21 protein-coding genes are annotated in these 24,406 nt (G+C 61.8%); 3 read left to right on the top strand and 18 right to left on the bottom strand.

What is annotated here, in order from left to right:
* Positions 1 to 180: 180 nt before the first annotated feature.
* From DXD94_RS04180 to DXD94_RS04145, 8 genes are all read right to left on the bottom strand, one after another.
* Complete coding sequence (locus DXD94_RS04180; RefSeq protein WP_055252163.1) at positions 181 to 1,377, bottom strand: Nramp family divalent metal transporter; 1,197 nt, start codon at positions 1,375 to 1,377, stop codon at positions 181 to 183.
* Between the two features lie 74 nt (positions 1,378 to 1,451).
* Positions 1,452 to 3,296, bottom strand: coding sequence for a magnesium transporter (locus DXD94_RS04175; protein WP_117742950.1), 1,845 nt, complete (start codon positions 3,294 to 3,296; stop codon positions 1,452 to 1,454).
* A 437-nt stretch (positions 3,297 to 3,733) separates the two neighbouring features.
* Entirely contained in the window at positions 3,734 to 5,140 is a 1,407-nt protein-coding gene (locus DXD94_RS04170; RefSeq protein ID WP_233502268.1) for a polysaccharide deacetylase family protein, read from the bottom strand.
* 72 nt (positions 5,141 to 5,212) lie between these two features.
* Positions 5,213 to 5,968: a PRC-barrel domain containing protein gene (locus tag DXD94_RS04165; RefSeq protein ID WP_117735636.1), complete on the bottom strand. Its 756-nt coding sequence runs from the start codon at positions 5,966 to 5,968 to the stop codon at positions 5,213 to 5,215.
* Positions 5,968 to 6,357: a YtxH domain-containing protein gene (locus tag DXD94_RS04160; protein ID WP_099432470.1), complete on the bottom strand. Its 390-nt coding sequence runs from the start codon at positions 6,355 to 6,357 to the stop codon at positions 5,968 to 5,970. The genes DXD94_RS04165 and DXD94_RS04160 overlap by 1 nt, the downstream gene beginning before the upstream one ends.
* Before the next feature lie 136 nt (positions 6,358 to 6,493).
* Positions 6,494 to 7,327, bottom strand: a complete 834-nt coding sequence (locus DXD94_RS09800; protein WP_233540316.1) for a hypothetical protein — start codon at positions 7,325 to 7,327, stop codon at positions 6,494 to 6,496.
* A gap of 24 nt (positions 7,328 to 7,351) precedes the next feature.
* Positions 7,352 to 8,725: a hemolysin family protein gene (locus DXD94_RS04150; RefSeq protein WP_117763304.1), complete on the bottom strand. Its 1,374-nt coding sequence runs from the start codon at positions 8,723 to 8,725 to the stop codon at positions 7,352 to 7,354.
* A 110-nt stretch (positions 8,726 to 8,835) separates the two neighbouring features.
* A complete protein-coding gene (locus DXD94_RS04145) occupies positions 8,836 to 9,519 on the bottom strand; it encodes a hemolysin III family protein (protein WP_199568379.1) in 684 nt (227 codons plus the stop codon).
* Positions 9,520 to 9,706: 187 nt separating this feature from the next.
* Here DXD94_RS04145 and DXD94_RS04140 point away from each other — a divergent pair, with 187 nt between their 5' ends.
* On the top strand, positions 9,707 to 10,672 hold the full coding sequence (locus DXD94_RS04140) for an alpha/beta hydrolase (RefSeq protein WP_117763303.1): 966 nt from the start codon (positions 9,707 to 9,709) through the stop codon (positions 10,670 to 10,672).
* A 252-nt stretch (positions 10,673 to 10,924) separates the two neighbouring features.
* Here DXD94_RS04140 and DXD94_RS04135 read toward each other — a convergent pair whose 3' ends face one another.
* The 4 genes from DXD94_RS04135 to DXD94_RS04120 form a co-directional block, all read right to left on the bottom strand.
* A complete protein-coding gene (locus DXD94_RS04135; RefSeq protein WP_117763302.1) occupies positions 10,925 to 12,130 on the bottom strand; it encodes a DUF362 domain-containing protein in 1,206 nt (401 codons plus the stop codon).
* Positions 12,131 to 12,400: 270 nt separating this feature from the next.
* Positions 12,401 to 13,606: an ABC transporter permease gene (locus DXD94_RS04130; RefSeq protein ID WP_117734744.1), complete on the bottom strand. Its 1,206-nt coding sequence runs from the start codon at positions 13,604 to 13,606 to the stop codon at positions 12,401 to 12,403.
* Complete coding sequence (locus tag DXD94_RS04125; protein WP_117763301.1) at positions 13,593 to 14,780, bottom strand: ABC transporter permease; 1,188 nt, start codon at positions 14,778 to 14,780, stop codon at positions 13,593 to 13,595. The genes DXD94_RS04130 and DXD94_RS04125 overlap by 14 nt, the downstream gene beginning before the upstream one ends.
* 9 nt (positions 14,781 to 14,789) lie before the next feature.
* Entirely contained in the window at positions 14,790 to 15,728 is a 939-nt protein-coding gene (locus DXD94_RS04120) for an ABC transporter ATP-binding protein (RefSeq protein ID WP_117763300.1), read from the bottom strand.
* Between the two features lie 211 nt (positions 15,729 to 15,939).
* On the opposite strand from DXD94_RS04120, the gene DXD94_RS04115 reads away from it, so the two are divergent.
* Together DXD94_RS04115 and DXD94_RS04110 are read left to right on the top strand one after the other, a co-directional pair.
* Positions 15,940 to 17,085 carry a sensor histidine kinase gene (locus DXD94_RS04115; RefSeq protein WP_158564789.1) on the top strand — a complete coding sequence of 382 codons (1,146 nt, stop codon included), beginning with the start codon at positions 15,940 to 15,942 and terminating at the stop codon, positions 17,083 to 17,085.
* The gene (locus DXD94_RS04110; RefSeq protein ID WP_117734748.1) at positions 17,082 to 17,711 is read left to right on the top strand and encodes a response regulator transcription factor; all 630 of its coding nucleotides are present in this window, start codon (positions 17,082 to 17,084) and stop codon (positions 17,709 to 17,711) included. Before DXD94_RS04115 ends, DXD94_RS04110 begins: the two co-directional genes overlap by 4 nt.
* A 289-nt stretch (positions 17,712 to 18,000) precedes the next feature.
* Here DXD94_RS04110 and DXD94_RS04105 read toward each other — a convergent pair whose 3' ends face one another.
* From DXD94_RS04105 to DXD94_RS04075, 6 genes are all read right to left on the bottom strand, one after another.
* Complete coding sequence (locus tag DXD94_RS04105) at positions 18,001 to 18,342, bottom strand: 4Fe-4S dicluster domain-containing protein (RefSeq protein WP_117763298.1); 342 nt, start codon at positions 18,340 to 18,342, stop codon at positions 18,001 to 18,003.
* A 7-nt stretch (positions 18,343 to 18,349) separates the two neighbouring features.
* On the bottom strand, positions 18,350 to 19,438 hold the full coding sequence (locus DXD94_RS04100) for a nickel-dependent hydrogenase large subunit (protein ID WP_117734750.1): 1,089 nt from the start codon (positions 19,436 to 19,438) through the stop codon (positions 18,350 to 18,352).
* Positions 19,439 to 19,443: 5 nt separating this feature from the next.
* Positions 19,444 to 20,163 carry an NADH-quinone oxidoreductase subunit C gene (locus DXD94_RS09645; RefSeq protein WP_158564788.1) on the bottom strand — a complete coding sequence of 240 codons (720 nt, stop codon included), beginning with the start codon at positions 20,161 to 20,163 and terminating at the stop codon, positions 19,444 to 19,446.
* The gene (locus DXD94_RS04085) at positions 20,163 to 20,738 is read right to left on the bottom strand and encodes an NADH-quinone oxidoreductase subunit B family protein (RefSeq protein WP_117734751.1); all 576 of its coding nucleotides are present in this window, start codon (positions 20,736 to 20,738) and stop codon (positions 20,163 to 20,165) included. The genes DXD94_RS09645 and DXD94_RS04085 overlap by 1 nt, the downstream gene beginning before the upstream one ends.
* A gap of 12 nt (positions 20,739 to 20,750) precedes the next feature.
* A complete protein-coding gene (locus tag DXD94_RS04080; RefSeq protein WP_117763297.1) occupies positions 20,751 to 23,633 on the bottom strand; it encodes a proton-conducting transporter membrane subunit in 2,883 nt (960 codons plus the stop codon).
* Positions 23,634 to 23,893: 260 nt separating this feature from the next.
* Entirely contained in the window at positions 23,894 to 24,289 is a 396-nt protein-coding gene (locus tag DXD94_RS04075; RefSeq protein ID WP_117763296.1) for a helix-turn-helix domain-containing protein, read from the bottom strand.
* Between the last annotated feature and the right edge of the window lie 117 nt (positions 24,290 to 24,406).

Here is a 24,406-nt window from a genome sequence, read left to right as displayed (position 1 = left end):
GCTTTTAATGAACAGATTTTTAGATATGTTTATTATTTTCTTAGTTGTAAATGCTATCGGCCAGGCAACAGTACTCATATTTGGCATTTTTTGTCCACCCGCATATTACTAACCCCCTATAACAGGCAAAATACAGGCCGCAACCCATGGCGGCGGCCTGTTTGGAGTCCAAAAGAGGCGCTAAGCGCTGTAACCCATCGCCTGCAGGACAAACATGACAACCGTCAGCACCGTGATCACGCCGATAGTCGCCCACGTAAGCACATTCCACACGCGGCCGTTGCGGTTGGCGCCCATAATGTGACGATCGGCGGCAATAACCACCTGAAACACCAAAACCACGGGCAACAGCACGCCGTTGATGACCTGCGAGGTCATCATAATCTGGAACAGATCGACACCAGGCATAAGCACCAGTACGGCAGAGATACCGATGATGGCCGTAATGATGCCGCGATATACCGGAGCCTCGTCCCAGCTGCGATCGGCGCCGCGCTCCCAACCAAAAGCCTCGCAGATGGCACTCGACGTAACGCCCGGCAGCACGCAGGCAGCCAAAAAGCTCGCTGCGACCAGGCCCGAGGCAAACAGCACCGTGGACCACTGACCCGCGATGGGCTCCAGCGCGCGGGCGGCATCGGCGGCATCGCTAATCTGAATACCCGCCGGGAACAGCACCGTACCGGTCGTGATGATAATGAAGCCCGCAATGATATCAGCAGCGATCGAGCCGCTCACGGTATCAATACGCTGCAGCACGATATCGTCCTCGCCCGCATTCTTATCGACCACGTTATTCTGCGCCAAGAAAATCATCCACGGCGCGATGGTGGTACCGATCGTTGCGACCACGAGCGACACGTAGCTGGGATCGTTCTGAATATTGGGGACGACCAAGTCGACCGCGACCTCACCCCAGTTGGGACCGGCCATAAACGCGGCGACAATATAGGTCACGAAGACGCAGCTTACCAGCAGCAGAATCTTCTCGATGCGCTGGAAGCTACCCGACATGGTAAGCATCCACACCAGCAGCGCCACCAACGGCACCGAGATGCTCGCCGGCACGCCAAAGAGGGCAAGGCCGCTCGCGATACCCGCAAACTCCGAAATGGTCACAGCCGTGTTGGCGATCAACAGCGCCGCCATGGCCAGCACGCTCTTGCGCACGCCAAAGCGCTCGCGAATAAGCGATGCCAGGCCCTTGCCCGTGACGCAGCCGCAGCGCGCCGCGGTCTCCTGCGTCACGATAAGCAGCACGGTCATGACGGGAAGCATCCAGAGCATCTTATAGCCATAGCTGGCGCCCGCGCTGGAATACGTGGCGATACCGCCGGCGTCGTTACCCGAAAGCGCCGCCAGCAGACCGGGGCCCATAGCGCCAAAGATGGCGGCGATGGTCAGCTTTTGCTTGGCGCTCGCCTTTTGTTTCGTGTTTTCCACGAGACCACCTAACCCATGACTGACATGGTGAGCAGCACCGCGGCGATGCAGTACGCCACACACGAGATCATGACGGCGATGACGTTCATAGCGGTACCCGACGTGTTGAGGTCGTGCTCATCGCGCCAGAACAGCACCATCAGATAAATCACGGCGCTCATGTTGCCCACCAGGCAGATGATGGCAGCAATGTTAAAGCAGCCGGTAAAGAGCTGCTCCTCAAACATAGGGGCATCGGGGAACGCGGCGGTGCGCACCAGCTGCGCGCACAGGTAAGTAACAAGCGAAAGGATCAGGCCCATACCCGTGCTCTGGAAGAAGAACCCCAGATACGGCTTGGGCTCATCGTCATGGCCGTCGTACTCCAGGAAGTAGTTCTTGACGAACGACACCATGCGCGAGGCAGCCAGCAGCACGAGCGGCATGGCGCACATGGGGAACACCACCAGATACGCGGAGCCCAGCGCCGTCCCCAGCACCGTCGCCATGATGCACGAGGCAATGCCCCACACGACGACCCAGTACTGGCGATGCACAAACCAGCTGAGCACGTTCGTCGAGTCGTCCGATGCGCTATCGCCCGAACCGACACCGGCGATCTGCAGGTCCTCCTGGTGCTCCTCGGCAATAACGTCCATGGCGTCGTCGAAGGTCACGATACCCAGGATGTGGCGGTTCTCGTCGCAGACAGGGATGGCAACCAGGTCGTACTTGGTCATCTCGTCCGTCACGTCTTCCTGGTCCTCGTCGGGCGACACGTAGACCAGATCGCGATAGGCAAGCTGGCCCAGCGTGGCGTCGCGGTCGGCCACGATCAGCGTGCGCAGCGAAAGCACGCCCGTCAGCATGCCGCTCGGATCCTCGGTATAGACGTAATAGACACTCTCAAAATCCTCGTCGAGTTTGCGAATTGCCTCGATGGCATCGCCAACCGTCGCCGTGGCGGGCAGCGAGACAAACTCCGAGGTCATGATGCGGCCGGCGGTGTTGTCCTCGTAGCCCAACAGATTACGAATCGCCTTCTCCTCCTTGACGCCCATCAGGCGCAGGAGCTTCTCGGCCTTCTCATAATCGAGCTCGTCGATCAGGTCGGCGGCGTCGTCCGGGTCCATCATGGCCAGCATCGACGATGCGTCGGTATCGGACAGGCCCTCGAGCATCTCGGTCATGAGCTCGTCATCATCGAACTCCGAGATGGCCTCGGCAGCCTGTGCGGTATCGAGCTGCGCAAACACCTGCGCGCGCAGGCGCGGGTCGAGCTGCTCGATGATGTCAGCGATGTCGGCAGGATGCAGCTCGCCAAGCGTCTTGTGCGACACCGAGAGCTGGATGTTCTTAGTCGAGCGGTCGAGCAGGTCCATGTAAGACCAGGCGATAATGTCCTCGCTGAGCGGCTTGCCCAAGTGCTTCATAAAGCCCTCGACGATATGCTCGAGCGCGGGACCGATTGCACGCAGCAGACCGCGGGCGCCGACCTCGGCACCCAGCAGACGCAGCTGATTTTCGCCCGACATGGAGAACTTGATGTCGTTGACACGCACGACCTTCATGCCTTGCGTATCGACGATCTGCTTATTGAGAACATCGCGCGCCAGCAGGAGCTCGGTCGGCTGCAGGTACGAAAAGCGAATGTTGGTGGCAGACGTATTGAGATACACGCCCGTCTCGTCGATACGGTCGACCCATTTGCGCCAGCTGATCATAAACGGCGTCTTGCCGGGACCACGGAACGCAAGCGACGTCACGTGCGGAAAAACTTCGCCGGTTGCAATGCCAAAATCGTTCACAACGCCGAGCTTTTCGCCGTCGACGTCCAAGACCGGCAATTTGAGCATCTCACTCAGATAATTCAATGGTGCTCCCCATCATTATCCCTGCGGACCGCGTGACCATGCCGGCACGCAATCCGTGGACTTTTAGATATGTATACGCATGCGCGGGCGGCACGCCGCTCAGCGCTCACACCCCGTGCACGCGCAGAAAGCACCTGCATGGGGTCATCGACTGTATGGTCGAGGTTTGGATTTCACCTGTAACCTTTCTCTTGACCCTCATTAACCGCAGTAACTATAGCATCAGCATCGCGCTGCGGCGCCGAATTTATGCGCTGCACATTGCAGGCATACCAAACGCTGACGCATCCGTGACATAGTCGTCCGCAGCGAAGTGGTGGGACAAAATTATCAGTAGTGTTTGTCCCAGGGTCGCTTGCGACGACAAGCCCGATGCGCCTTTCGCACCTGGGACAAACACTACTGATAATTTTGTCCCACCGTGCCACTCGTTTGAGCTACTCCGTGGCGTCGTCGTCCTCGGCAAGTTGGGGAAATACGGCGTTCTTGGGCATGGTGACCTTCGTCAGTGACGTGAGCTTTTTGCTCAGCGCTGTGTCCGTCTTGACCAGATCGCTGAGCGTCACGATCTTGTAGCCGTCGGCAATAAGCCCGTCGATAATCTGCGGCAGCGCCTCGAGCGTCTGCTCGGCGCATTCGTCTCTATCGGTGAGCAGCACGATATTGCCTGGCGTCACCGAATCGAGCACCGTCGAGACCTGCTCGTCGGCACCTTTGAGCAGCCAGTCACCCGAATCGATATTCCACGAGACCACGGCGGAGACCAGGTCCATCGAGTCGATCCAGTTTTGCTCGTCAAAGGCAGCATAGGGAGCGCGCAGCAGCATCGTCTTCACGCCGGTCGCCGACTTAATCGCATCGGTACCTTTCGTGATCTGTTCGCGTACTGTCTCGCGATCCTCGCCCTTGAGCGAATCATCGCTGTAGCTGTTGGAGCCAATCTCGCACCCGGCATCGACAATCGCCTTGGCCGTGGCAGGCGAGGCCTCGGCCGCATCGCCCGAAAGGAAGAACGTCGCGGTGACGCCCTTTTCCTTGAGCACCTGCAAGATCTGTTTGGTGGCGCCGCTCGGGCCCTCGTCAAACGTCAGCGCCACGTACTTTTCGTTGCCCTTGGGCGCCACGCTCGCGCACTCGACCACGCAATCGGTAGCGTTCACGACCTCGCCGCGGTCCTGCGTCTTGCCCGACTGCTCGCCGACCCACACCTCGGAGCGGCCCTGGATGCCCCACGTCTTGACGTACTCGATGGCACCCGTGCCCTCGACCTTGAGCTTGGGATCGATAACCGTAGCCTGAACCTCATGCTTCTCGTAGGTGTTACGGCCATCCTTGACCGTCACCTTCTCGCCGCCCTCAAGTTCGCGGCTATCCCATTTGCCCTGCTTCACGCGCTTGCCGTCGACCTTCACCGACAGCTTTTCGCCCCCATGGCGCTTGAGCACGCTGTCATCGACGGCCAACAGGTCGCCTGCGTCGTAGGTGTCAGCCAACTCCTGGTCGTCGATAAGATTCTGCAACGTAGAGCCCACGCGCACCGCGGTCTTTTGCCCGTTGAGTTCCACGTCCACGCTGCGGTTTACGTAGCCCACGACGGCAGCGATAAACAGTACGAGCGCGCAACCCACGGCGATGAGCGCATAGGGCAGGCGGGACGGTCGGCGCGGTGAGCGCCCGCTGCCGATGCGCGCGCTGCGATCGCTAAATCCACGGCTATGGTTGAGGTACATCGCGCCGGGCTTACGGCGGCGACGGCGCTGGCCGCTGGGCAGCTGCCCCAGGTCGCGTCGCGCCGTCGGACGCGCACCCGAGCGCCCGTTTAAGTTAGATCCGTTTTGGCGCATGTGCCCTCCCCCATAAACGCAGCAAGCCGGAGCAACAGGTCTCCGGCTCGCCTCCCATCATTTGGTACGTCGCTATTTGCTAGCTTTTGACGAGCCCCCGCTCGCCTTTTGATATTCGTCCTTAAACGCCTTGAACATACCGCGCGTCTTGCCGAGCTGCTTGCCCAGTGCGCGGCTGCCCTTGTCCACGGCGACCGATCCCTTGTCATCGAGCACCTTGGCGCCCTTCTTGACCTTGTCACCCACCACGACGCTGGCCTCAGCGGCCTTGGCAGCCGCACCGCCCGAATACCCGAGCGACTTGACCTCGTCCGAGACGACCATCGCGCCGTTCTCGTAGCCCCGCAGCATCGTCGGCGGCACCTGCGTGTCACCAACCAAAACACTCGAAGCAGCACCGGCGGTCACATAGAATGCCTGCACGATACCCGAGCGTGGCTTGAACTCAACGTCCGAGCAATAGCCCACGACGTCGCCCGATTCCGTGCGCACGTCCATACCGACCCAGATGATGCAATCGTCCAGGTTGATGTCGAGGCGCTTGGCGGCGGCGGCATCGTACGTGTCCTTGACGTCATCGACCGCAATGGCGCCCTCGTAGACACCAATGGCGTCGAGCGCTACGAATCGGTCGGGACGCTCGATCATGCCCGCGATATCGGACTGGCGGACCATAAAGCCGACCACGCGCGTACCGCCCGGGGTAAAAACCGGAAAGTGAATCTTTCCGAGCTTTTTAGGGCTGCGCGGCGTGCCGTCCTTTTTGATGCGCTTGTCCTCGGTAGGCTTGCGATAGATCTTGGCGCCGACAAAATCCCCGGCGCGCATTATGCCTCGGTCGAGGGCTCCGCAGCCTCGGTATCAGCCTCGACGGCGTTCTCGACCACGACGTCGGCGGCAGGCGTCACGTTGCCGCCCGAAATGGCGTCGTTGAGCTGCTCGCGCAGCTGGTCCATGCGCTCGCGGGCCAGGTCGACCTTGGCGCGCAGGTCGTCGGTCTTGGCGTCGACCATCGGGCCAAAATCGTTGACCGCAGCACGGGCCTCCTCGGCGCTGTGCTCGTAGGTGTCGCGCATATTGTCCCAGGCGTCGTTGGCGATATCGGCAGCCATGGCGCGGGTCTCGGCGCCCGAGCGCGGGGCCAGAGCAACGCCGATAATAGCGCCGGCAGCGGCACCAAAAAGTGCGCCGGAGACAAAGCTGAAAGTCTTACCCATGATCATTCCTCTCCTGCGGGCACGTCGGTGCCCACCGTTTGAATGCTGTCCATTATACCCGCAGCGCATCACTTGCCGCTCCGCTCATCTGCGTACGGCAAAGGCGCAGGTCCGTGATGGTAATAAACGCGTAGGCCTACTCCTGAGGCATAGCCGGCATGGCCACCGTGGCACCCGGGTCCTCGCCGGCGCCGTCTACGAGCGGCAGGCCGCCCTCATGCGCAGGTCCCGCCGGAACCGTCGCCGCACCGCCAAAGACGGCAGCGGAAGCCTCGTGGTTTTCGGCAACCGCACCCTCGGTATCAATCGCCACCTGGGGCTCGTCGTCAAAGTTGGGGACGCCCTGGGGCTCGGTGGGAACGGGCTCGGCGGTCGCATCGGCAACAGGCTCGGCGTCGACCGGCACATCGCCCTCGTCAGCGCCCTCGTCCTCGGCAGCATCTTCGCCGTTCGCGGCGGCGACGGCCTCGTGAGGATCCTTGCCCTCGGCCTCGGCGCGCATGCCCAGCACCAGGTTGCGCAGGCCCGCGACCGTACCGTCCACATCGGGAGCCGGCTGGTCGGCGTGCAGATAGGCCCAGTCCATCATAAAGGTGGCAGAAGACAGCGCGCCAATGGCCAGCGCGTCGTCGGGACACGAAAGCTCAACCTCAAAGACGCGCTCGTCGTGCTCGCTTACGCGCGTGCGACCGCACGAGATGCTGCCGGCAAGACCGGTCTCGTTCATGAGCTCGACCGTCACGTGCTCCAGCAGGTGGCAAAGCTCGGTCTGACCCATGGAATCCTGGAACTCGCGGCCGGAATCACCCAGGCACAGGTGCTTGGCAATCGCCGGCACCAGGTAGTACACGCGCGCCGTGGCCTCGATATCCTCCGAGGTCATCAGCGGCATGCCGGGGTTCACCAGCACATGCGCGCAGATCTTGTCCTCGCTGACGGTGACCTTAAGGATGTTGAACAGGCCTGCCATAACTCTCCCCTACTCTTCCTTGCCCTACTCGTCGCCGTCGTGCGGATTCGCAGAACCCGCACCCGACGCTGCCGGCTTATCTGCCGAGAACTCGGAATCCTTCTTTTCGGTTTCGGCCGGAGCGATCACGCGAATGAGCGAGATGCGCTGGCCACGCATCGACTGCACCTTAAACTTGTACCCCGCGACCTCAAACACCTCTCCGATGTCGGGCACCGAGTCGCAAAGCTCCAAAATCCAGCCGGCGATGGTCTCATAATCATCGCTTTCCTCGAGCGGCCAACCAAGCTCAATTGCGTCATCGCACGAAAAACGCCCATCGACGAGCCACTCGCGGCGCGAAAGGCGCGTGAGGTACTTGTTGTCGGGGTCGAACTCGTCCTCGATCTCGCCCACGATCTCCTCGACGATATCCTCGATGGTGATGATGCCGGCCGTGCCGCCGTACTCGTCCACGACCACCACGATCTGGTCGTGCGAGGTCTGCATCTCGGACAGCAGCGGCAGGATATCCTTGGTGTCGGGCACAAAGGTGGCGTCGCGCAAAAAGCCGGCGATGGGCTGGTCGCCCTTGCCGTCGAGCGCAGGCTGGATCAGGTCCTTGATATGCGCGATGCCCGCCACGTTGTCGGGGTCCTCGTGATAGACGGGGATGCGGCTAAAGCCGGTCTGGCGCATGGTGGATAGCACGCTGGCGACCGTCTCGTCATCCTCGCACATGGTGGTGTCCACGCGCGGCACCATGACCTCGCGGGCAACGGTGTCGCCCAAGTCGAAGATCTCGTGAATCATGCGCTTTTCCTCGTCGAGCAGGTCATCCTGCTCCGAGACCATGTACTTGATCTCTTCTTCCGAGACGTTCTGACGGTCGTCGGCACTCTTGATGCGCAGGATGCGGGCTAGGCCATCGGAGCAAGCGCCAGTCAGCCACACGAGCGGACGGGCGATCTTTTGGAAAAACGACAGCGCCCCCACGACCTGCTTGGACACGCCCTCGGCATTGGCCAGGCCGATGCGCTTGGGCACGAGCTCGCCAATCACGATGGACACGAAGGCAACCGCGACGGTGATGATGACCGGCGCCAAACCGCGCGCGATGGCGGAGAGCGGCGCGATGCCAAAGCTCATGAGCCACGTGGCGAGCGGGTCGGACAGGCTCGTCGAGGCGACGGCGGACGAGGCAAAGCCCACGAGCGTGATGGCAACCTGGATGGTGGCCAGCAGCTCGTCGGAGTCGGCGGCCAGCTTCATGGCGCGCTCGGCGCGCTTGTCGCCTTCCTCGGCCTCGTGCTCCAGCACGGCGCGCTTTGCCGTGGTGAGTGCCATCTCGGACATAGAGAAGTAGCCGTTGATGAGGGTCAAAACGAGGGTGGTGATGAGAGAGATGGTTATGTCCATCGGGAGTTTCTCGAACCTCCAAGATTCGGGACGTCAGGTTAAAACGTTGGGGGCGGATACGGCAATGGCGCCGGCGCCCAAACGGGGACGCGGACGCGCGGGCGTGGTCGCTAGATTACGAAGAGGATCACCGCCATGAACTGGAAGATGCTGCCGGCGAGCACCCACAGGTGAAACACGCTGTGCAGGTAGCGCACGTTTTTGGCGATATAGAACGGTACGCCCACGGTGTAGCACACGCCGCCGACGGCGAGCAGGGCAAGCGCCACGGGGCTGAGCAGTGCCACAAGCTCGGGCAGCTTAAAGACAACGAGCCAGCCCATCAGCAGGTAGACCAGGCCGCTTACCCAGTGCGGTTGACGCTCGCGCATAAAGCACTCCAGCGCGATGCCGACGATGGCGATGGCCCATACGGCAAAGAACAGCACAGCACCGCCGTCGTTTGCAAGCGTGATGAGGCAAAACGGCGTATAGCTGCCGGCTATGAGCAGGTAGATACAGCTGTGGTCGATGATACGGAACACGCGCTTGGCGCGCGCGGGCTGAATCGCGTGGTAGAGCGTGGAGGCCAGGTATTCGAGGATGATGCTGACGCCGTAGACAATCGCCGCAGCCATGTGGGCCGGGCCGCCGCCACGCAGGGCAGCGAATACGATCAGGAGCACCAGGCCTGCGATGCCCAGCAGGCAGCCGACACCATGGGTGACGGAGTTCATGATCTCCTCGCCCACCGTGTACTGTGGAACGGCCGCGGTCTTGGGCCGCGGCTTGGAACTGTCGCTCGAATCGGACATGCCGGTTACATCCTCCAACATAATAGAGTTCTCAACACTATATCAAAGCGTCTTGGTACGTGCGAAATTTGCACCATACGCGACCTTTTGTTTACCCATTCTTTGCTTGTTGACGCATCAACGGCGAACATTCATAATGCGCTTCGTTTAAATGTTGAGGTATTAACGTCTTAGAGGAGAACACTGCGTGACTCAAAGTGCACACCCCCATCGAAAGCTCAAGATCGCCGGCGTTGTTGCGCTGGCGCTTGTTGTCGCGCTGCTCGGATTTGCCGGCAACTTTTTGTTTGACTTTGCCCTGAACCCCCACGCGCCGTACACCATGAAGATGATGCAGGACGGCAAGGACACCAATAAGGGCGAGCAGATGGATGCCGAGGCAGTCGAGGCGCGGGCGTGGTTCAAAGAGCATCGCGAGAGCAGCAGCTTCACCGCAGATGACGGGACCGAGCTTGCCGCTTGGTATTTTGCCGCCCCGGAGAGCACGCACGATTACGCTATCTGCCTGCACGGATACACCGACGAGCCCATCGGCATGTCCCGATACGTCAAGCGCTTCCACGACCGCGGCATGAACGTACTCGCACCCGCCGCCCGCGCCCACGAGCGCTCCGGCGGCGAGTATATCGGCATGGGCTGGCCCGAGCGGCTCGACGTCATCGCATGGATCGGGCGAATCGTTCAGGCCGACCCCGAGGCGCGCATCCTGGTCTTTGGCGAGTCGATGGGCGCGGCGACGGCCATGAACGTCGCGGGGGAATCGTTGCCCTCTAATGTTAGGTGCATCATCGAGGACTGCGGCTACACGAGCGTCTGGGACGAGTTTTCCCTGCAGCTCAAGGACGTGTTTGGCCTGCCCAGCTTTCCCTTGCTCGATGTGGCGAACCTGGTGTGCAACGTTCGCGCAGGCTATGACTTCCATAAGGCAAACAGCGTGGAGCAGCTTAAACACGCGACGGTCCCCATGCTCTTTATCCATGGCGACCAAGACACCTTTGTGCCGTACAGTATGCTCAAGCAAAACTACGACGCGTGCGCTAGCAAGGTCAAGCAAAAGCTCACCGTCCATGGCGCCACGCACGCCAAGAGCGCGCAGGTCGACCCCGAACTCTACTGGAACACGGTCAACGGCTTCCTCGACAAGAATTTCTAGGTGAATTTACACATATTTGGCTTTATCTGACCCCTCTATTTTCGGAAGTGCGGGGAAAATGTCGGAAGCCCCGACCAGACCGCGGTTTTACCAGGAATTTATCAGGGGTGTTGTTGCCAAAAAACGGTTTGTGGTCTGCGATATTCGATTTTTCCCCGCACTTTCGAAAAACCGCCCGCGAGCACTGCGCTCGCGGGCGGTTTTTTCTTACGTTACGCTACAAAGGCGCTTGATATGTCCAATAGACAGGCGCTACTTGACCTCGATGAGCTCGTACTTGCTCGTGCCCAGGCCGATCTTCTCGGCGTGTGCGATGCAGGAGCGCCAGTCGGTGTCGGGATGCGTGATGCAGAAGGGGTCCTTGGCCTGCTCGCCCTGCAGATGCTCGTGGTCGTGCTCCATCTTGGCCGCGCTGTCGGTGAGTACGGTGTTGGGCAGCGGCTCGGAGGCCAGAACGGCGTCGGCGCAGGCCTGGTCGATGGCGACCGGGTCGAAGCTCGCAAACATGCCAATGTCGTTGACGATGGGCGTGTCGTTCTCGGCATGGCAGTCGCAGTTGGGGCTGATGTCCATGGCGAGCGAGATGTGGAAGCTCGGGCGGCCGTCAACGATGGCCTTGGTGTACTCGGCAATCTTGCAGTTGAGCACGTCGGCAGCGGCGTCATAGTCGGGATTGATGGCATCCTGGTTGCACACGCCGATGCAGCGGCCGCAGCCTAGGCAGCGGTCGTGGTCGATGGCGGCCACGTGCACCTCGACGGTCTTGCCACTCGCCAGCTCGCGCTCGCGGGTGCCATCGAACGAGACGGCGTTGTGCGCGCAAATCTTTTCGCAGGCACGGCAGCCAACGCAGTGCTCGGTCGCGACGCTCGGCTTGCCGGCAGCATGCTGCTCCATCTTGCCGGCACGGCTGCCGCCGCCCATGCCCAGGTTCTTCATGGCGCCGCCAAAGCCGGCCTGCTCATGACCCTTAAAGTGGGTGAGGCTGATCACGATGTCGGCATCCATGAGCGCCTGGCCGATCTTGGCCTCATGCACGTACTCGCCGCCCTCGACCGGAACGAGTGCCTCGTCGGTGCCCTTGAGGCCGTCGGCGATGATGACCTGGCAGCCCGTGGCGTACGGGGTAAAGCCGTTCTGGTAGGCGGTGTCGATGTGCTCGAGCGCGTTTTTGCGGCTACCGACGTAAAGCGTGTTGCAATCGGTGAGGAAGGGCTTGCCGCCCAGCTCCTTGACCACGTCCGCGACGGCACGCGCGTAGTTGGGGCGCAGGAAGGAGAGGTTGCCCAGTTCGCCGAAGTGGATCTTGATGGCGACGAACTTGTTGTCGAAGTCGATCTGCTCGATGCCGGCGCGGCGAATCAGGCGCTTGAGCTTGTCGAGCTGGCTTTCGCGGCCGTGCGTGCGCAGGTTGGTGAAGTACACCTTGGCAGGTGCAGCGGGTGCAGTTGCGGTCATAGATATATCCCCTCGGTCTATATGGCGTTACAGACATAGAGGATGGTACCCGTTAAAGCGGGGTTGAAGTCAAGCGCGGCGCCTAGCCGTTGGGGACATTCTTAAACGACTAGTCGCTGGGGGCACCCTTTCGCCACCCGGCAGTTGGGGACGCTCCTTTCCTGCCGACAGCTAGGGACAGTCCTTGCCAGCCCGGCCGGCAAGCCGGCCAATCGGCAAAGACTGTCCCCCATGGCTAGTCGTTTAAGAACATCCCCAATGGCTAGGCGGTTAGGCGCGGGATTTGTTGTGCGCGAGGGCTAGGCCTGCGGCGGCGATGGCGGCGGCAAAGAGCGCCGTGACGCCCAGGTCGCAGGCAATGTCGCCCAGCACGGCAGGCGTCAGGTCCGAGGCAAGTGCCTTGCCGATCGCGTCGTTCACCCAATACGTCGGCACAAAATGCGCCGCGGTCTGCACGGCCGAGCCCATGAGCGACAGCGGCATCCAGGCGCCGCCCAAAAACGTCATGAGCATGCCGAGTAAGTTGCCCACGCCGTTGAGCAGCTCCTCGCGCGCGCCCAAGCTCGACAGCGTAAAGCCAACGGCCAGCGGCGTGCACGCCAGGGCAAACGTTGCAGCCAGCGCTAGGCACACGCGATCCACGCCAACCTCGGCAACCGCTCCGGCAAAGCCCACGACGCCCATCATGCTCGACACAAACCAAATGCAGACGGTGAGCACGGCGGCGGCCGCGAACACGGCGAGCGAACGCTGGCGCTCGGAGACCGGGCCGGCATCCATGCGGCGCACGCGTTCGGGCTCGTTCATGCCCGAGAGCACCAATCCCACCGACACGATGACCGACGAGATGATCGCGTACGCGCCAAAGTTGAAGTACGACTCGAGCGTGGCGGCGGCAGTCGAGTCGACCTTGACCTGCTCGATCTGGACCTCCGCGCGCTTTGCGGCCGCGTGCTCGGCCGCCTTGGCAACGTCGCCGTTAGAAGCAGCGGGCTCAAGTGCCGCCGCAGCGCCCGCGAGCGAGATCCAGCGCGAGGCCTCGGCAGACGAAAGCGCCGCCGCCATGGTGCCGGCACCGTAGGTCACATCGAGCTTGGGCAGGGACTCCCCCACGCGGGCGGCTGCAACGAGGTCGTCCTCAAACCCCTCCGGGATAAAGAACACGCAGTCGGCGCTGCCCTTGGCGCTGTTGCTCTTGGAGAGCGCGTCCGCAAGGTCGTACGTGTCGTCGCCAACACCCGTAACCAGGTCAAAGCGCGAGCCCAAGTGCTTGGTGAGCGCGCGCGAAAGATCGCTGTCGTCGCGGTCGACCACAATCACATTGGCGTCGTAGGGCTTGTATTCGGTGAGCTGCGACGAGTTCCAGCTCACCGATGCCGCGATGAACACACCCATCAGCGATATGAACACCGTATAGATGAGCAGGTAGAACGGATGCGCGAGCGCCATGCGCAGCGCAGTCTTAAAGGTGCTCATAGCGGCTCCTTCCAAAAATCAGCGTGGCTGCGACAACAAACACCAGCGTCATGAGGACCAGCGCGCCCGCACGGATGACAAAGGGACCCAGGTCCTCAAAGAAATATAAGCGGTTGAACATGTCGCAGATGAGCTTGACGGGATTGAGCCAGCACTCGGCCGGGAAGGCGCGGGCAACGTCGTCGGCAAGTGCCATCGCCGGCTCGCCGTAAAGCCCGGCGAACAGGGCGCACGTGGTAGCGAAACCCGTGAGGATGCCCGACTTGGATGCCTTGCCACCCTTAACGGGAAGCGTGCCCACAAAGAGTCCCAAGCCCGTGGCGGCAAGCGCGGAAGCGGCGCCGCCCACCAAACACAGTCCCTCGCGCCCACCAAAGTCGACGCCCACGACCAGGCTCACGTAGCCGATCGCGATCGCCATCGAGGCGAAGGAGACCAGCCACGAGCCGACAAAAATGCCGGCCAGCGACGCCGTCTTGGAAAGGCCGCCCACGCAGCGGCGCGCGCCAAGGCCCGACAGATTGGGCTGCAGGTCAACGACGCTCAAGGCGGCAAACTCGGCAGACATCATCGCGACCAGGCCAAAAAGCGCGTAATAGTAGATGACTGTGCCATCGGGCGTGGTGCGTGTCAGGCTTACGCGGCGGACGCCGCCCTCAATCGACAGGGCGCGCGCAACCGCCTCGGGGTCGGCGAGCGCCGCCGGGTTGTCCTGGGCAATCTGGGACATGAGCTCGGCATTTTGCGTATACGAGCTCGCCACCGTCTCAAGGATGCTGCGGTCGGTGAGCACCGACGAGGCGCGCGAGCTGTCATAACTCGAAAGCAGCGTGAGCTTGGGCGTGCCCGCGGCATCGACCGTGTAGATGCCCACGACCTCGCCGGACTTGAGCGCACGGTTCGCGGCGTCCACATCCTCGCACTCGCTCACATCGAGCAGCTTATCGTCGCCCTCCTTGGCAAGCGAAGCCGCCACGCCCTTAAAGGTCGAAGCGTCCCAGGCCTCGTCCGCCACGACGGCAACCGGCACCGGGTCGATCTTGCCGTCGGAGCTGAGGTTCGCAAACATAAACATGAACATCGTTGAAAGCGCAATGGGAAAGATCGCGCCCCAGACCCATGTGCTCGGCCGACGCAGCAGCGTCTTGACCGTGGTGATGATGGTGTTGAACATGGCCGCCCCCTAGTCGCGCAGCTCGCGGCCGGTGATCTCGAGGAACACGTCGTTGAGGGTCGGCGGCTCGCTCCACACGCGGCCGAGCGCCACGTCGGCGACGCGCAGCGTGTCGAGGATGTCGACCAGATTGTGCGGGCTCGCCTCGCAGGTGCAGACGAGTTCGCCGCCGGAAAGCTCAACGCTGAGCACGTGCTCGAGGGCACGCAGGCGCTCGACCGTGGCGACCTCGACGGTGCCGACCTCGACGGTCACGCGCTCGCCCATCTGAATCATGCGCTTGAGCTCGTCGTTGGTGCCCTGCGCCAGCACGCGCCCGCCGTCCATGATCATGATGCGGCTGCAGATCTGCTCGACTTCCTCCATGTAATGGCTGGTATACACCACCGTGGCGCCTTCGTCGCGCAGGCGGGAGATGCCCTGCAGGATGGCGTTGCGGCTCTGCGGATCGACCGCCACCGTGGGCTCGTCAAAAAAGATCAGCTCGGGCTTGTGCGCGATGCCGCAGGCGATGTTGAGGCGACGCGCCAGGCCGCCCGAGAGCTTGCCGGGGCGAAACTTGGTAAAGTCGCCCAAACCGACAAAGTCGATCGCCTCATCCACCAGCGCGCGGCGACGTTTGCGGTCGTTAACGTAGAGACTGCAGAAATAGTCGATGTTCTCACGCACCGTAAGCTCGTCAAACACCGCAACTTGCTGTGGGACCACGCCGATGCGGCGTTTGAGGTCGTAACGCGTGGGCGTCATGGGCTCGCCGAACAGCTCGATGGTGCCCTTGTCGTAAGCGAGCAGCTGCAGGATGCAGTTGATGGACGTGGTCTTGCCCGAGCCGTTGGGGCCCAGCAGGCCAAAGATCTCGCCAGGGGCAATACTCAGGTTAAAGTGATCGAGCGCAATAAGATCGTCATAGCGCTTGACGAGGTTTTCGACGTGGACGATGTCTGTCATAAGGCGACCCTTCTGTTGCTTGCGGCCCGGTACGATTGCATCATCGCAGGAGCGGACGGCGCGCACCAGTGAGCTTTGTCACGAGTGCGAGGGGGCGGAGGCGAAATCCCCGCTCGCGCAAGCGATCGACGCCGCTTTGCCGCGCGGGAGGAATGTCACGGTTGCCCCGGGCGGCGCCTTCCCCGTGCGCGGCATCGCGTACAATACCCGTATGAATAGGCTATTCGACAAATCGATCGTGCTGGCGTGCTGTATTGCGGCCGCTCTGGGCCTTGCTGTGGATGCCCGCTTGGTCGCGGCGTTTTGCCTTGGCGTTATAGCCACCTCGGCGTCGGAAGTCGCACGAGAAGAACACGCCCATCGCGCGAGCGAGGCCGCGAGCTACGCCTACATCATCGCTGCCGTCTTCGTGCCGCCATTTATGCCGTTCGCACCCCTTGCCTTCTATGACATCGCGCGACGCGTGCGCCGTGAACGCATCTGGCCCGCGCCGGCGATTAGCGCCGTGTTTGTCTGCGAGCTTGTCGCGGACCTTCGCGGCGGCGCGCTCACCACCCGAACGCTGCTGCTAACCGCCATCCTTTCGGTCGCTGCCACGTTGCTGTCGCTGCGCACCGCGCAGCTGGAGCGCGAACAGGAACGCATGCGTCGCACCCGCGACAAGCTGCAAGAACGCGCCCTGGCACTCGAGGCACGCAACCGCGACCTCGCCGACCGCCAGGACTACGAAGTCGAGCTCGCGACGCTCGCCGAACGCGCCCGCATCGCGCGCGAGATCCACGATAACGTGGGCCACCAGCTCACGCGCGCTTCGCTTCAAACCGAAGCTCTGCGCGTGGTCCACGCCAACGAGCCCAGCGTCGCCGCCGATTTCGCCGACGTCAAATACACCGTTGACGAGGCGCTTCAGCTCGTGCGCGCCAGCGTCCACGCGCTCAACGACAATGCGGCCAACCTCTCCGTGCAGCTCGAGCGCATCGTTGAAGGCGCACGCTCGGACAGCGGTCCGCAGATTGAGCTTGAGGTTTTGGCCGAGCATGCACCCGCCAACGTCGCCAACTGCTTTGCGGCGGTACTGCGCGAGGCGCTTTCCAACGCCATGCGCCACGCCCATGCCAAAACCATTACCGTGCGGTGCATGGAGCATCCGTCGTTTTACCAGCTCGTCGTTACCGACGATGGAACGGGCGGGGTTCGGACAGGCGCCCACAGCGCCACAGGGGGTATGGGGCTCGCCTCCATGCGCGAGCGCGTCGAGGCGCTTGGCGGAACCTTCACCGCCGGCCTGCGCGCCGGCGCCCCCGGCTGGCGCGTGTTTGCCACCATCCCTAAACAGCAAGGAGATGAGGGCCGATGAGGCTCATAGTTGTCGACGACGACCGCCTAGTGGTCGATTCGCTCAAGATTATCCTGGGCGCTCAGCCGCAGATAGAGGTGGTGGGCACCGGTGCCGACGGCGACGACGCGGTGGCGCTCTGCGCCGAGCACGCACCCGACGTCGCGCTGCTCGACATTCAAATGCCAGGGCGCGACGGCCTTTCGGCGGCGCGCGAAATCCTTGAGCACGACCCCGCGGCACGCGTGGTGTTTCTGACGACATTCTCGGATGACGAGTACATCGTGTCAGCGCTCAAGCTGGGCGCCCGCGGCTACCTGATTAAAACCGATATCGCCGCCATTCCTCCGGCGTTGGCGCAGGTCATGGACGGCAAACGCGTGCTCGAGGGCAAGGCGATCGAGGATATCGATTTTGATGGGGCGGGCATCGCGGCGGGCACGCCCCGCCGGCCCGCGGCCTTTGCCGGCCTGACCGACCGCGAGTTCGAAGTCGCAGAGCTCATCGCCCGCGGTCTCGACAACAAGGAGATTGCCGCCACGGCATACATGGGCGAAGGCACCGTGCGCAACCACATCAGCTCGATCCTTGCCAAAATGGGCCTGCGCAACCGCACGCAGATCGCCATCGCCTACCTGCGAGGGTAATTACCCAACGGCCAACCGCCCCGGCATAGCAAAATGGCTGTCACCGATTTAATGCCATTTCAAAACTATGCCGGTTTACGGGGCCAAAGTCGGGACCCTCATCCATACCCGCGTTTTCTGCAAAATGACGGCTCGTCTACCTGCGGTTTCATTTTCACGAATATCGGCATGGTTGGGGACTCGTGACTCAGCCCCGTAATCCGGCATAGTTTTGTTCGCGGCGGCCCAACCGCGCGTTCAAGCGCGGGGCCGGCGGGGCATTTTTGCCCCGCCGGCCCCTATTCCAGCTCTATTCCGGCTTGGTTTCTACCGTGAGAATCTTGTCCGCCGCAACCGGAGTACGGGCGGTGTCCATAGTCAGGCAGTGCTTGGGGCAGCTCTCGATGCACTCGCCGCACGCCACGCAGGCGTACGGGTCGATCGACCACGTTCCGCCTTTGCGATCGACCGCAAGCGCGCCCGCCGGGCAACGGCGCGCGCACATGCCGCAGCAAATGCACACGTCCATGTCGTTGACGATGTGCCCACGCAGGCGCTCGGGTGCCGCGAGCTTCTCCTGCGGATAGCACACCGTTACCGGCTGCTTGATCATAGAGCCCAAGGCCGTCTTGGCAAATGTCAGCAAACTCATGCCGCGCCTACCTTTCCGTGCAGCTAATGCAGGGGTCGATGGTCAGGATAATCATGGGCACGTTAGCAATGAGCACGCCCTGCAGCGCATGCGTCAGACCCGCCAGGTTTTGCGACGTCGGCGTGCGCACGCGGAAACGGTCAAGGTTCTTGGTGCCGTTGCCGCGCACATAGTAATACGCCTCGCCGCGCGGCTGCTCAATCACAACCTCGCCGAGCGCGCCGTCAGCCGGCGTGAGCTTGGTGCGCCCGCCGATACCGTCGTGCGGAATCTTGCCCACAAGCTCCTTAATGATGTCCAGGGCCTGCGTGACCTCGGCACAACGCACTTGGCAGCGGGCATAGCAGTCGCCATCGGTAGCAACGATGGGCTCAAACGCAGCCAGATCCGCATAGGCGCCGTCGCCGAACATGCGCACGTCGTAGTCCACGCCCGAAGCGCGCCCAAACGGACCGACCATCGAAAGGTCCAGCGCGTCCTTCTTGCTGATCACGCCCACGCCATGCAGGCGCTCGCCGCAGCTGTCGTCGTCCAAAAACGTATGCACCAGGGCCTCGTAGTCGGGGCGCATGGCGTCGAGCGTTTGGACAATACCCGCCAGCTCAGAATCCTCAATATCATGCTTAAGGCCGCCGACCTCGTTAATCGAAAGGATCACGCGGCCGCCGCACGTGCTCTCAAAGATCTTGAGAATCTGCTCGCGCAGGGTCCACGAACGATAGAACAGCGCCTCGAAGCCAAAGGCATCGGCGAGCAGGCCCAGCCACAGCAGGTGCGAGTGGATGCGCGAAAGCTCATGCAAAATGGTGCGGATATACTGCACGCGCCCGGGCACCTCGATATCGAGCATGCGCTCGCAGGCGCTGGCATAACCGTAGCTGTGACCCACGGCGCAAATGCCGCAGATGCGCTCGGCGATGTAGCCAAACTGGTGCATATCGCGCTTTTCGGTGAGCTTCTCAAGGCCGCGGTGCACAAAGCCAATCTGCGGAATTGCCTCGATAACGCGGTCGTCCTCGATCACCAGGTCCAGGTGAAGCGGCTCGGGCAGCACAGGGTGCTGCGGACCAAACGGAATAACGGAGCGATGTGCCATGGACCTTACGCCTCCTTTTTCTGCTTGTCGCGGGCGGCCTTGGCGGCAAGCGCCGCGCGGACCTTGGCCGCTTTCTCGGGATCCATGGCGGCGAGCTTTGCCTCCATCTCGGCAGCCTTGAGCGCGGCCTTGGCGGCAGCCTCATCGTGCTGAGCATCGGAGCCGGCAGCCGCAGCGGGCTGAGCGACGACAGCGCCCGCGGCACCGCCAGCGCCCGCAGCGCCCTCCCCCGCAGCAGCCGCAGCCGCGGCGGCCTTCTCGGCCGCGGCCTTGCGCGCCTTGGCCTCGGCGGCGGCACGGACCTTCATGGCCTTCTCGCGCGCGGCCTTCACCTCGGGCGTGATAACGCTCATGGGCTCGGCAGTCGAAACCTGGTAGAAAAAGCCCTTAAAGTCAATCTGCATGTCGGTGATGGCAAGCCCAAATAAGTCGTGCGCTTCGTTTTCAAACGGGAACACCGCCGGATAGTACGAGCTGATGGACGGAATCTCCTGGTACTGGTCGATGCCCTCGACTACCAGGTTCTCAATCGCATAGCTGCCGTCCTGCGCAATATGCTCCTGAGCAGCACGAACGTTGATAAACGTATAGACTAGGCGATACGTGCCGTCGTCGACGTTGCGCTCGGCGTGCATTTGCACAAAGCGCGCGCCGACGCCCTTGAGCGCCTGGACATGCAACAGGAGCTCGTCGATCCCAACGGTGGTATAGATAGCCTTTTGCATTACTCGGCCTCCTTTGCAGCGACGGGCGCGGCGGGCGTCCCAGCGGGCGTGTCGCCGGCCCCCGCAACTGCCACAAACCCGTCCTCGCCCAGCTCAACGCCACCGTCCCAGGTTGCGGCACCTCCCACGGTGAGCGGGTCGCCACCGGCACGCATCACGGCCTCCTTCTGGTCCAGAATGCCGCACGCCTCCACGATGGCATCGATCACGGTCTCGGGGCGGATGGCGCATCCGGGCGCGTACACGTCCACGGGAATCGCGCGGTCCACGCCGCCGATCACGTTATAGGCATCGCGGAATACGCCGCCCGAGCACGCGCAAATGCCGCAGGCCACCACGCACTTGGGCTCGAGCATCTGGTTGTAAATCTGGCGCACGACGGGCAGGTTCTGGGCATTGACCGACCCCGTCACCAAAAAGATGTCCGCATGCTTGGGGTTGCCGGTATTGACCACGCCAAAGCGCTCCGCATCGAACAGCGGCGTGAGCGAGGCCAACACCTCAATATCGCATCCGTTGCAGCTCGAGCCGTCGTAATGAATAACCCACGGCGAGCGCGACATTTTATGATCCATGGATGCCGCCTCCTAAATAAACACGTCAACGAGGATGGGCATAAGGTTGAGCAGACCAAACACCAGCGCCACGCCCCAGCCGAGCTTAAAGCAGCTGCGCCAGGTGCTGCGCGCGAAGGTGTTGTCGATCAGCACCTCGACAAAGTACGTCGCAACCATCACGACCAGGGCTACGACCCAGCTCACCGGGTTGTCCCAGACAAAGAACATGCCCACCCACATCAAAAACAGCACGGTCTCACACCAGTGCATAAGGGTCATCTTGGCCAGCGTACCGCCGCTCATCTCGGTGGCGACACCCTGGACAATCTCTTGATGCGCGTGATGCGAGTACGAAAGGTCAAACGGCGACTTGCGCAGTTTGATGGTGAGCACCGCAAGCAGCGCCAAGAAAATGGGCGCACTGTACGCGATGATGGGCGCCGACTGCCCGGTTACGGCGATGGAGTCGAAGCTATCGGTGGCGAGATACAGACCCACGCTCATCAGCAGAACGGCGGGCTCGTAGCTCATAACCTGCAGCAGCTCGCGGTCGGCGCCAACCTGGGCAAACGGGCTTTGCGTCGAGGCGGACGCCAGCACCACAAAGATCGCGGCGAGCGTCACCATAAAAGCGCACAACAGCGTGTTGGAACCCGACACAAAGATGCCGCCGCCCACCACGGTAAAGATGAGCGCGCACGCCATGTAGGTATCATCCATGGTGTTTACGCTGGCAGGGGCCTTGCGCAGGAGCTTGGCCACATCGTAGAACGGTTGCAGCAGGCGCGGGCCCACGCGGCCCTGCATGCGGGCCGAAAGTTTGCGGTCAACGCCGTCGATCAAACCGCCCACAAGCGGCGCAATCAGGGCAAACGCCACGGTACCAATAAATATGCCCACGACGCCCGAACCTTCAAAATACTTACCGCGCAGCACCGAGGGCGCGCTCATGGCAAGTCTCTCGGGCCCGATCCACGCGCAGCACAGCAGCGCAAACAAGATAATGCTGCAGCACGCGACGCTGCCCGCGGGGCCGATACGCTTCTCGCCAAGGGCGTCCTCCGAGTACCAATTGCGCTTTTCGGCCTTCACCTCGTGACCCATCGAGCCACGGAAATGGCGGTAATTGTCGGTCCCCACGCCCGAAAGATATACGTTTACGTGCGGCTTGTTGCTCACACGGAATGAAGTCAGCAGCACCACGGCAATAAACGCCACGATAACCACCATCAGATACATGGCATCCTTGCCAATAACGTACGGCACGCGGCCAAACACCATGGCCAAGTAAGGCGACACCAGACCGCTCGAGATAACCGGGAACGCCACGCAACACAGAATCAGCAGCGCGGCGATGGTGTTGAGCGCCATCCATTCGGTCTTATGGACATTGACCTCAACGTTTTGAGCCGTGGGGTCGACGCCCGAAAGCTTGGCAAGCCACTTGCCCCAGAAGAAGAACGTCGCGGCCGAGCCAAAAGCAAGCACCATGATCATGAGCACGTTGCCGGTCTGCGCAAACGCCACCAGGGCGCCCCACTTGGAAACGAGCATGCCAAACGGCGCCACAAACATACCCATGATGCCCAGCATCATCAGACGCGTCAGGTGCGGCATGCGGCTGAACATACCGTCCATGTCCTCAATGTTACGGCTGCCGATATGATGCTCGGCGGTGCCCACGCACAGGAACAGCAGCGACTTGGCCACCGTATGGAACAGGATCAGGAAGATGGCCGCCCATACGGCCTCGGGCGCGCCGACACCCAAGCAGGCACTAATGAGGCCCAAGTTGGAAATGGTGGAGTACGCGAGCACGCGTTTGGCGTTGCTCTGCGAGATGGCCATGAGGGCAGCAAGCAAAAACGTGATGGCGCCCACACTCGTGACCATAAAGCCGGTCACGGGATAGATGGCATAGAGCGGGCTCAGCTTGACCATCAGGAACACGCCGGCTTTGACCATGGTTGACGAGTGCAGCAGGGCGCTCGTGGGCGTGGGGGCAACCATGGCGCCGAGCAGCCAGGTGTGGAACGGCATCTGTGCGGCCTTGGTGAGTGCGGCGAGCGACAGCAGAACGACCGGCATCACCAGCAGCGCAGATTGCGCGGTACCAGCGCCGGCAAGATCGATCATGCCCGAGATGGTCAGCGGCATGCCGCTAACGTGCAGGTACATGAGTCCGGCCAAAAACGCGATGCCGCCCAGCATGTTGAGGATGATCTGGGTAAAGGCGTTTTTAATGGCCTCGGGCGTGCGCGTGTAGCCAATCATAAGGAACGAGCACACGGTGGTGATTTCCCAACCGCAGAACAGCCACTCAAGGTTGTCGCTCGTCACGATGACGAACATGGCCGAGAGGAACAGGAACATGAGCGCCAGGAACTGCGGGCGATGGTCGGGCGCAGTCTGCCCGCGCAGTGCGGCCTCGTGCTCGTCGTGGGCCTGGAAGTCCTTCATGTAGCCCAAGGCGTACACGCAGATCAGGCTGCCGACGATGCCAACGGCGAGGACCATGATCACGCTCATGTAATCCAGGTAGAGCGGCGTGGCCGTAACGACTTCGACCGCGGGCAGCGTCATGGCCGCAAAGGCGACCGAACCCACCAGCTGGACGATGCCGAGCACGCCGGTAAGCACACTCTTATATTTATGCGCGTTGTACAGGATGACGGCGCACAGGATCACGTCGATGACGGAGCTGATGATCGAGAGCACGTGCGAGGTGCCGGGGGCAACCTCAAAGCTCTGCGGACCCGTGCCAAAAAATAAGACAGCAACTACAACCGTTGTCGCCATAATGACGCCGGAGCCTACAAGCCCTACCGCATCGCGAGCACGGTCACCGCGCGCAAGCAGCATGCCCAGCGCCGGTACCAGCGGAAACAGGGTAAGGAAATACAGTAGCGTCATACCATCACTCCCCCATGCAAAAACGCTATACATGCATTACGTTATAGCGCTAATTTGAGCACCTGAAGGCGGGCTTTCGGCCAACTGTGGAACTTTAGACGTGCGAGGTAAGAAGCCTGTCCGTATTGAAGCAATATGGCGGGCCCCGTCGCGGCAGTGCAGGGCGCGCGCCCCATTACATGACAACCTCCTCTGCTCCGAAAGAGCCTTTAGAGGGGCATCGCGATAGAAAAAATGCACCCCGTAGGCGCACGTTTTCGCTACTCCGCTTTCTTGGCGCATGGTTTACGACCGCGCGGCTTATCAACCAGCGCTGCCTCGCCGCCGTCGCGATACTGGCGGCACCAGGCCTTAACCGAAGACTCGCTGGGAATCTGGTGTTTGATCATGGCCTCGCGAACCGTCAGGCCGTTTTCCAGGCGATCCTTAACTACGGCGAGCTTAACCTCGTACGAATACGTGTGATGGTGAGTGCCCGCGTTGAGCACGGCATCGGCACCGCCCACGGCATATGCGCGGGCCCACTGACGAGCCGTTGCCTGGGGAATGCCAAGCTCCGCGGCGAGGGCGCGATGACCGACCCCCTCTTGGAGGACCTCGACGGCGCGCTGCCTAACCTCAGGCGCATGCGTGCGAGTCCTAGTTGCTTCTGACATACCTGCCACTTCTTAGCCTTAACCGTTAATCTGCTTTCTTACGTGCATGTTAGATAGTAGCATTTTGCTGTTCGCGCGTAGCAGTTAATTGAAAATAGCAACGGCGGCATCTGGGCA

This window comes from Collinsella sp. TM10-22, assembly GCF_003466125.1.
GTDB lineage: Bacteria > Actinomycetota > Coriobacteriia > Coriobacteriales > Coriobacteriaceae > Collinsella.
Note: the sequence above shows the minus strand (reverse complement) of the source record. Positions and strands in the feature narration are given on the sequence as shown.

Coding starts and splice junctions, on each gene's coding strand:
- DXD94_RS04115 (WP_158564789.1), top strand. CDS start 15,940: ATGAATAGGCTATTCGACAAATCGATCGTGCTGGCGTGCTGTATTGCG.
- DXD94_RS04120 (WP_117763300.1), bottom strand. CDS start 15,728: ATGACAGACATCGTCCACGTCGAAAACCTCGTCAAGCGCTATGACGAT.
- DXD94_RS04135 (WP_117763302.1), bottom strand. CDS start 12,130: ATGACCGCAACTGCACCCGCTGCACCTGCCAAGGTGTACTTCACCAAC.
- DXD94_RS04110 (WP_117734748.1), top strand. CDS start 17,082: ATGAGGCTCATAGTTGTCGACGACGACCGCCTAGTGGTCGATTCGCTC.
- DXD94_RS04130 (WP_117734744.1), bottom strand. CDS start 13,606: ATGAGCACCTTTAAGACTGCGCTGCGCATGGCGCTCGCGCATCCGTTC.
- DXD94_RS04150 (WP_117763304.1), bottom strand. CDS start 8,725: ATGGACATAACCATCTCTCTCATCACCACCCTCGTTTTGACCCTCATC.
- DXD94_RS04075 (WP_117763296.1), bottom strand. CDS start 24,289: ATGTCAGAAGCAACTAGGACTCGCACGCATGCGCCTGAGGTTAGGCAG.
- DXD94_RS09645 (WP_158564788.1), bottom strand. CDS start 20,163: ATGCAAAAGGCTATCTATACCACCGTTGGGATCGACGAGCTCCTGTTG.
- DXD94_RS04080 (WP_117763297.1), bottom strand. CDS start 23,633: ATGACGCTACTGTATTTCCTTACCCTGTTTCCGCTGGTACCGGCGCTG.
- DXD94_RS04165 (WP_117735636.1), bottom strand. CDS start 5,968: ATGCGCGCCGGGGATTTTGTCGGCGCCAAGATCTATCGCAAGCCTACC.
- DXD94_RS04105 (WP_117763298.1), bottom strand. CDS start 18,342: ATGAGTTTGCTGACATTTGCCAAGACGGCCTTGGGCTCTATGATCAAG.
- DXD94_RS04085 (WP_117734751.1), bottom strand. CDS start 20,738: ATGGATCATAAAATGTCGCGCTCGCCGTGGGTTATTCATTACGACGGC.
- DXD94_RS09800 (WP_233540316.1), bottom strand. CDS start 7,327: ATGGCAGGCCTGTTCAACATCCTTAAGGTCACCGTCAGCGAGGACAAG.
- DXD94_RS04160 (WP_099432470.1), bottom strand. CDS start 6,357: ATGGGTAAGACTTTCAGCTTTGTCTCCGGCGCACTTTTTGGTGCCGCT.
- DXD94_RS04145 (WP_199568379.1), bottom strand. CDS start 9,519: ATGTCCGATTCGAGCGACAGTTCCAAGCCGCGGCCCAAGACCGCGGCC.
- DXD94_RS04125 (WP_117763301.1), bottom strand. CDS start 14,780: ATGTTCAACACCATCATCACCACGGTCAAGACGCTGCTGCGTCGGCCG.
- DXD94_RS04100 (WP_117734750.1), bottom strand. CDS start 19,438: ATGGCACATCGCTCCGTTATTCCGTTTGGTCCGCAGCACCCTGTGCTG.
- DXD94_RS04180 (WP_055252163.1), bottom strand. CDS start 1,377: ATGGGCCCCGGTCTGCTGGCGGCGCTTTCGGGTAACGACGCCGGCGGT.
- DXD94_RS04170 (WP_233502268.1), bottom strand. CDS start 5,140: ATGCGCCAAAACGGATCTAACTTAAACGGGCGCTCGGGTGCGCGTCCG.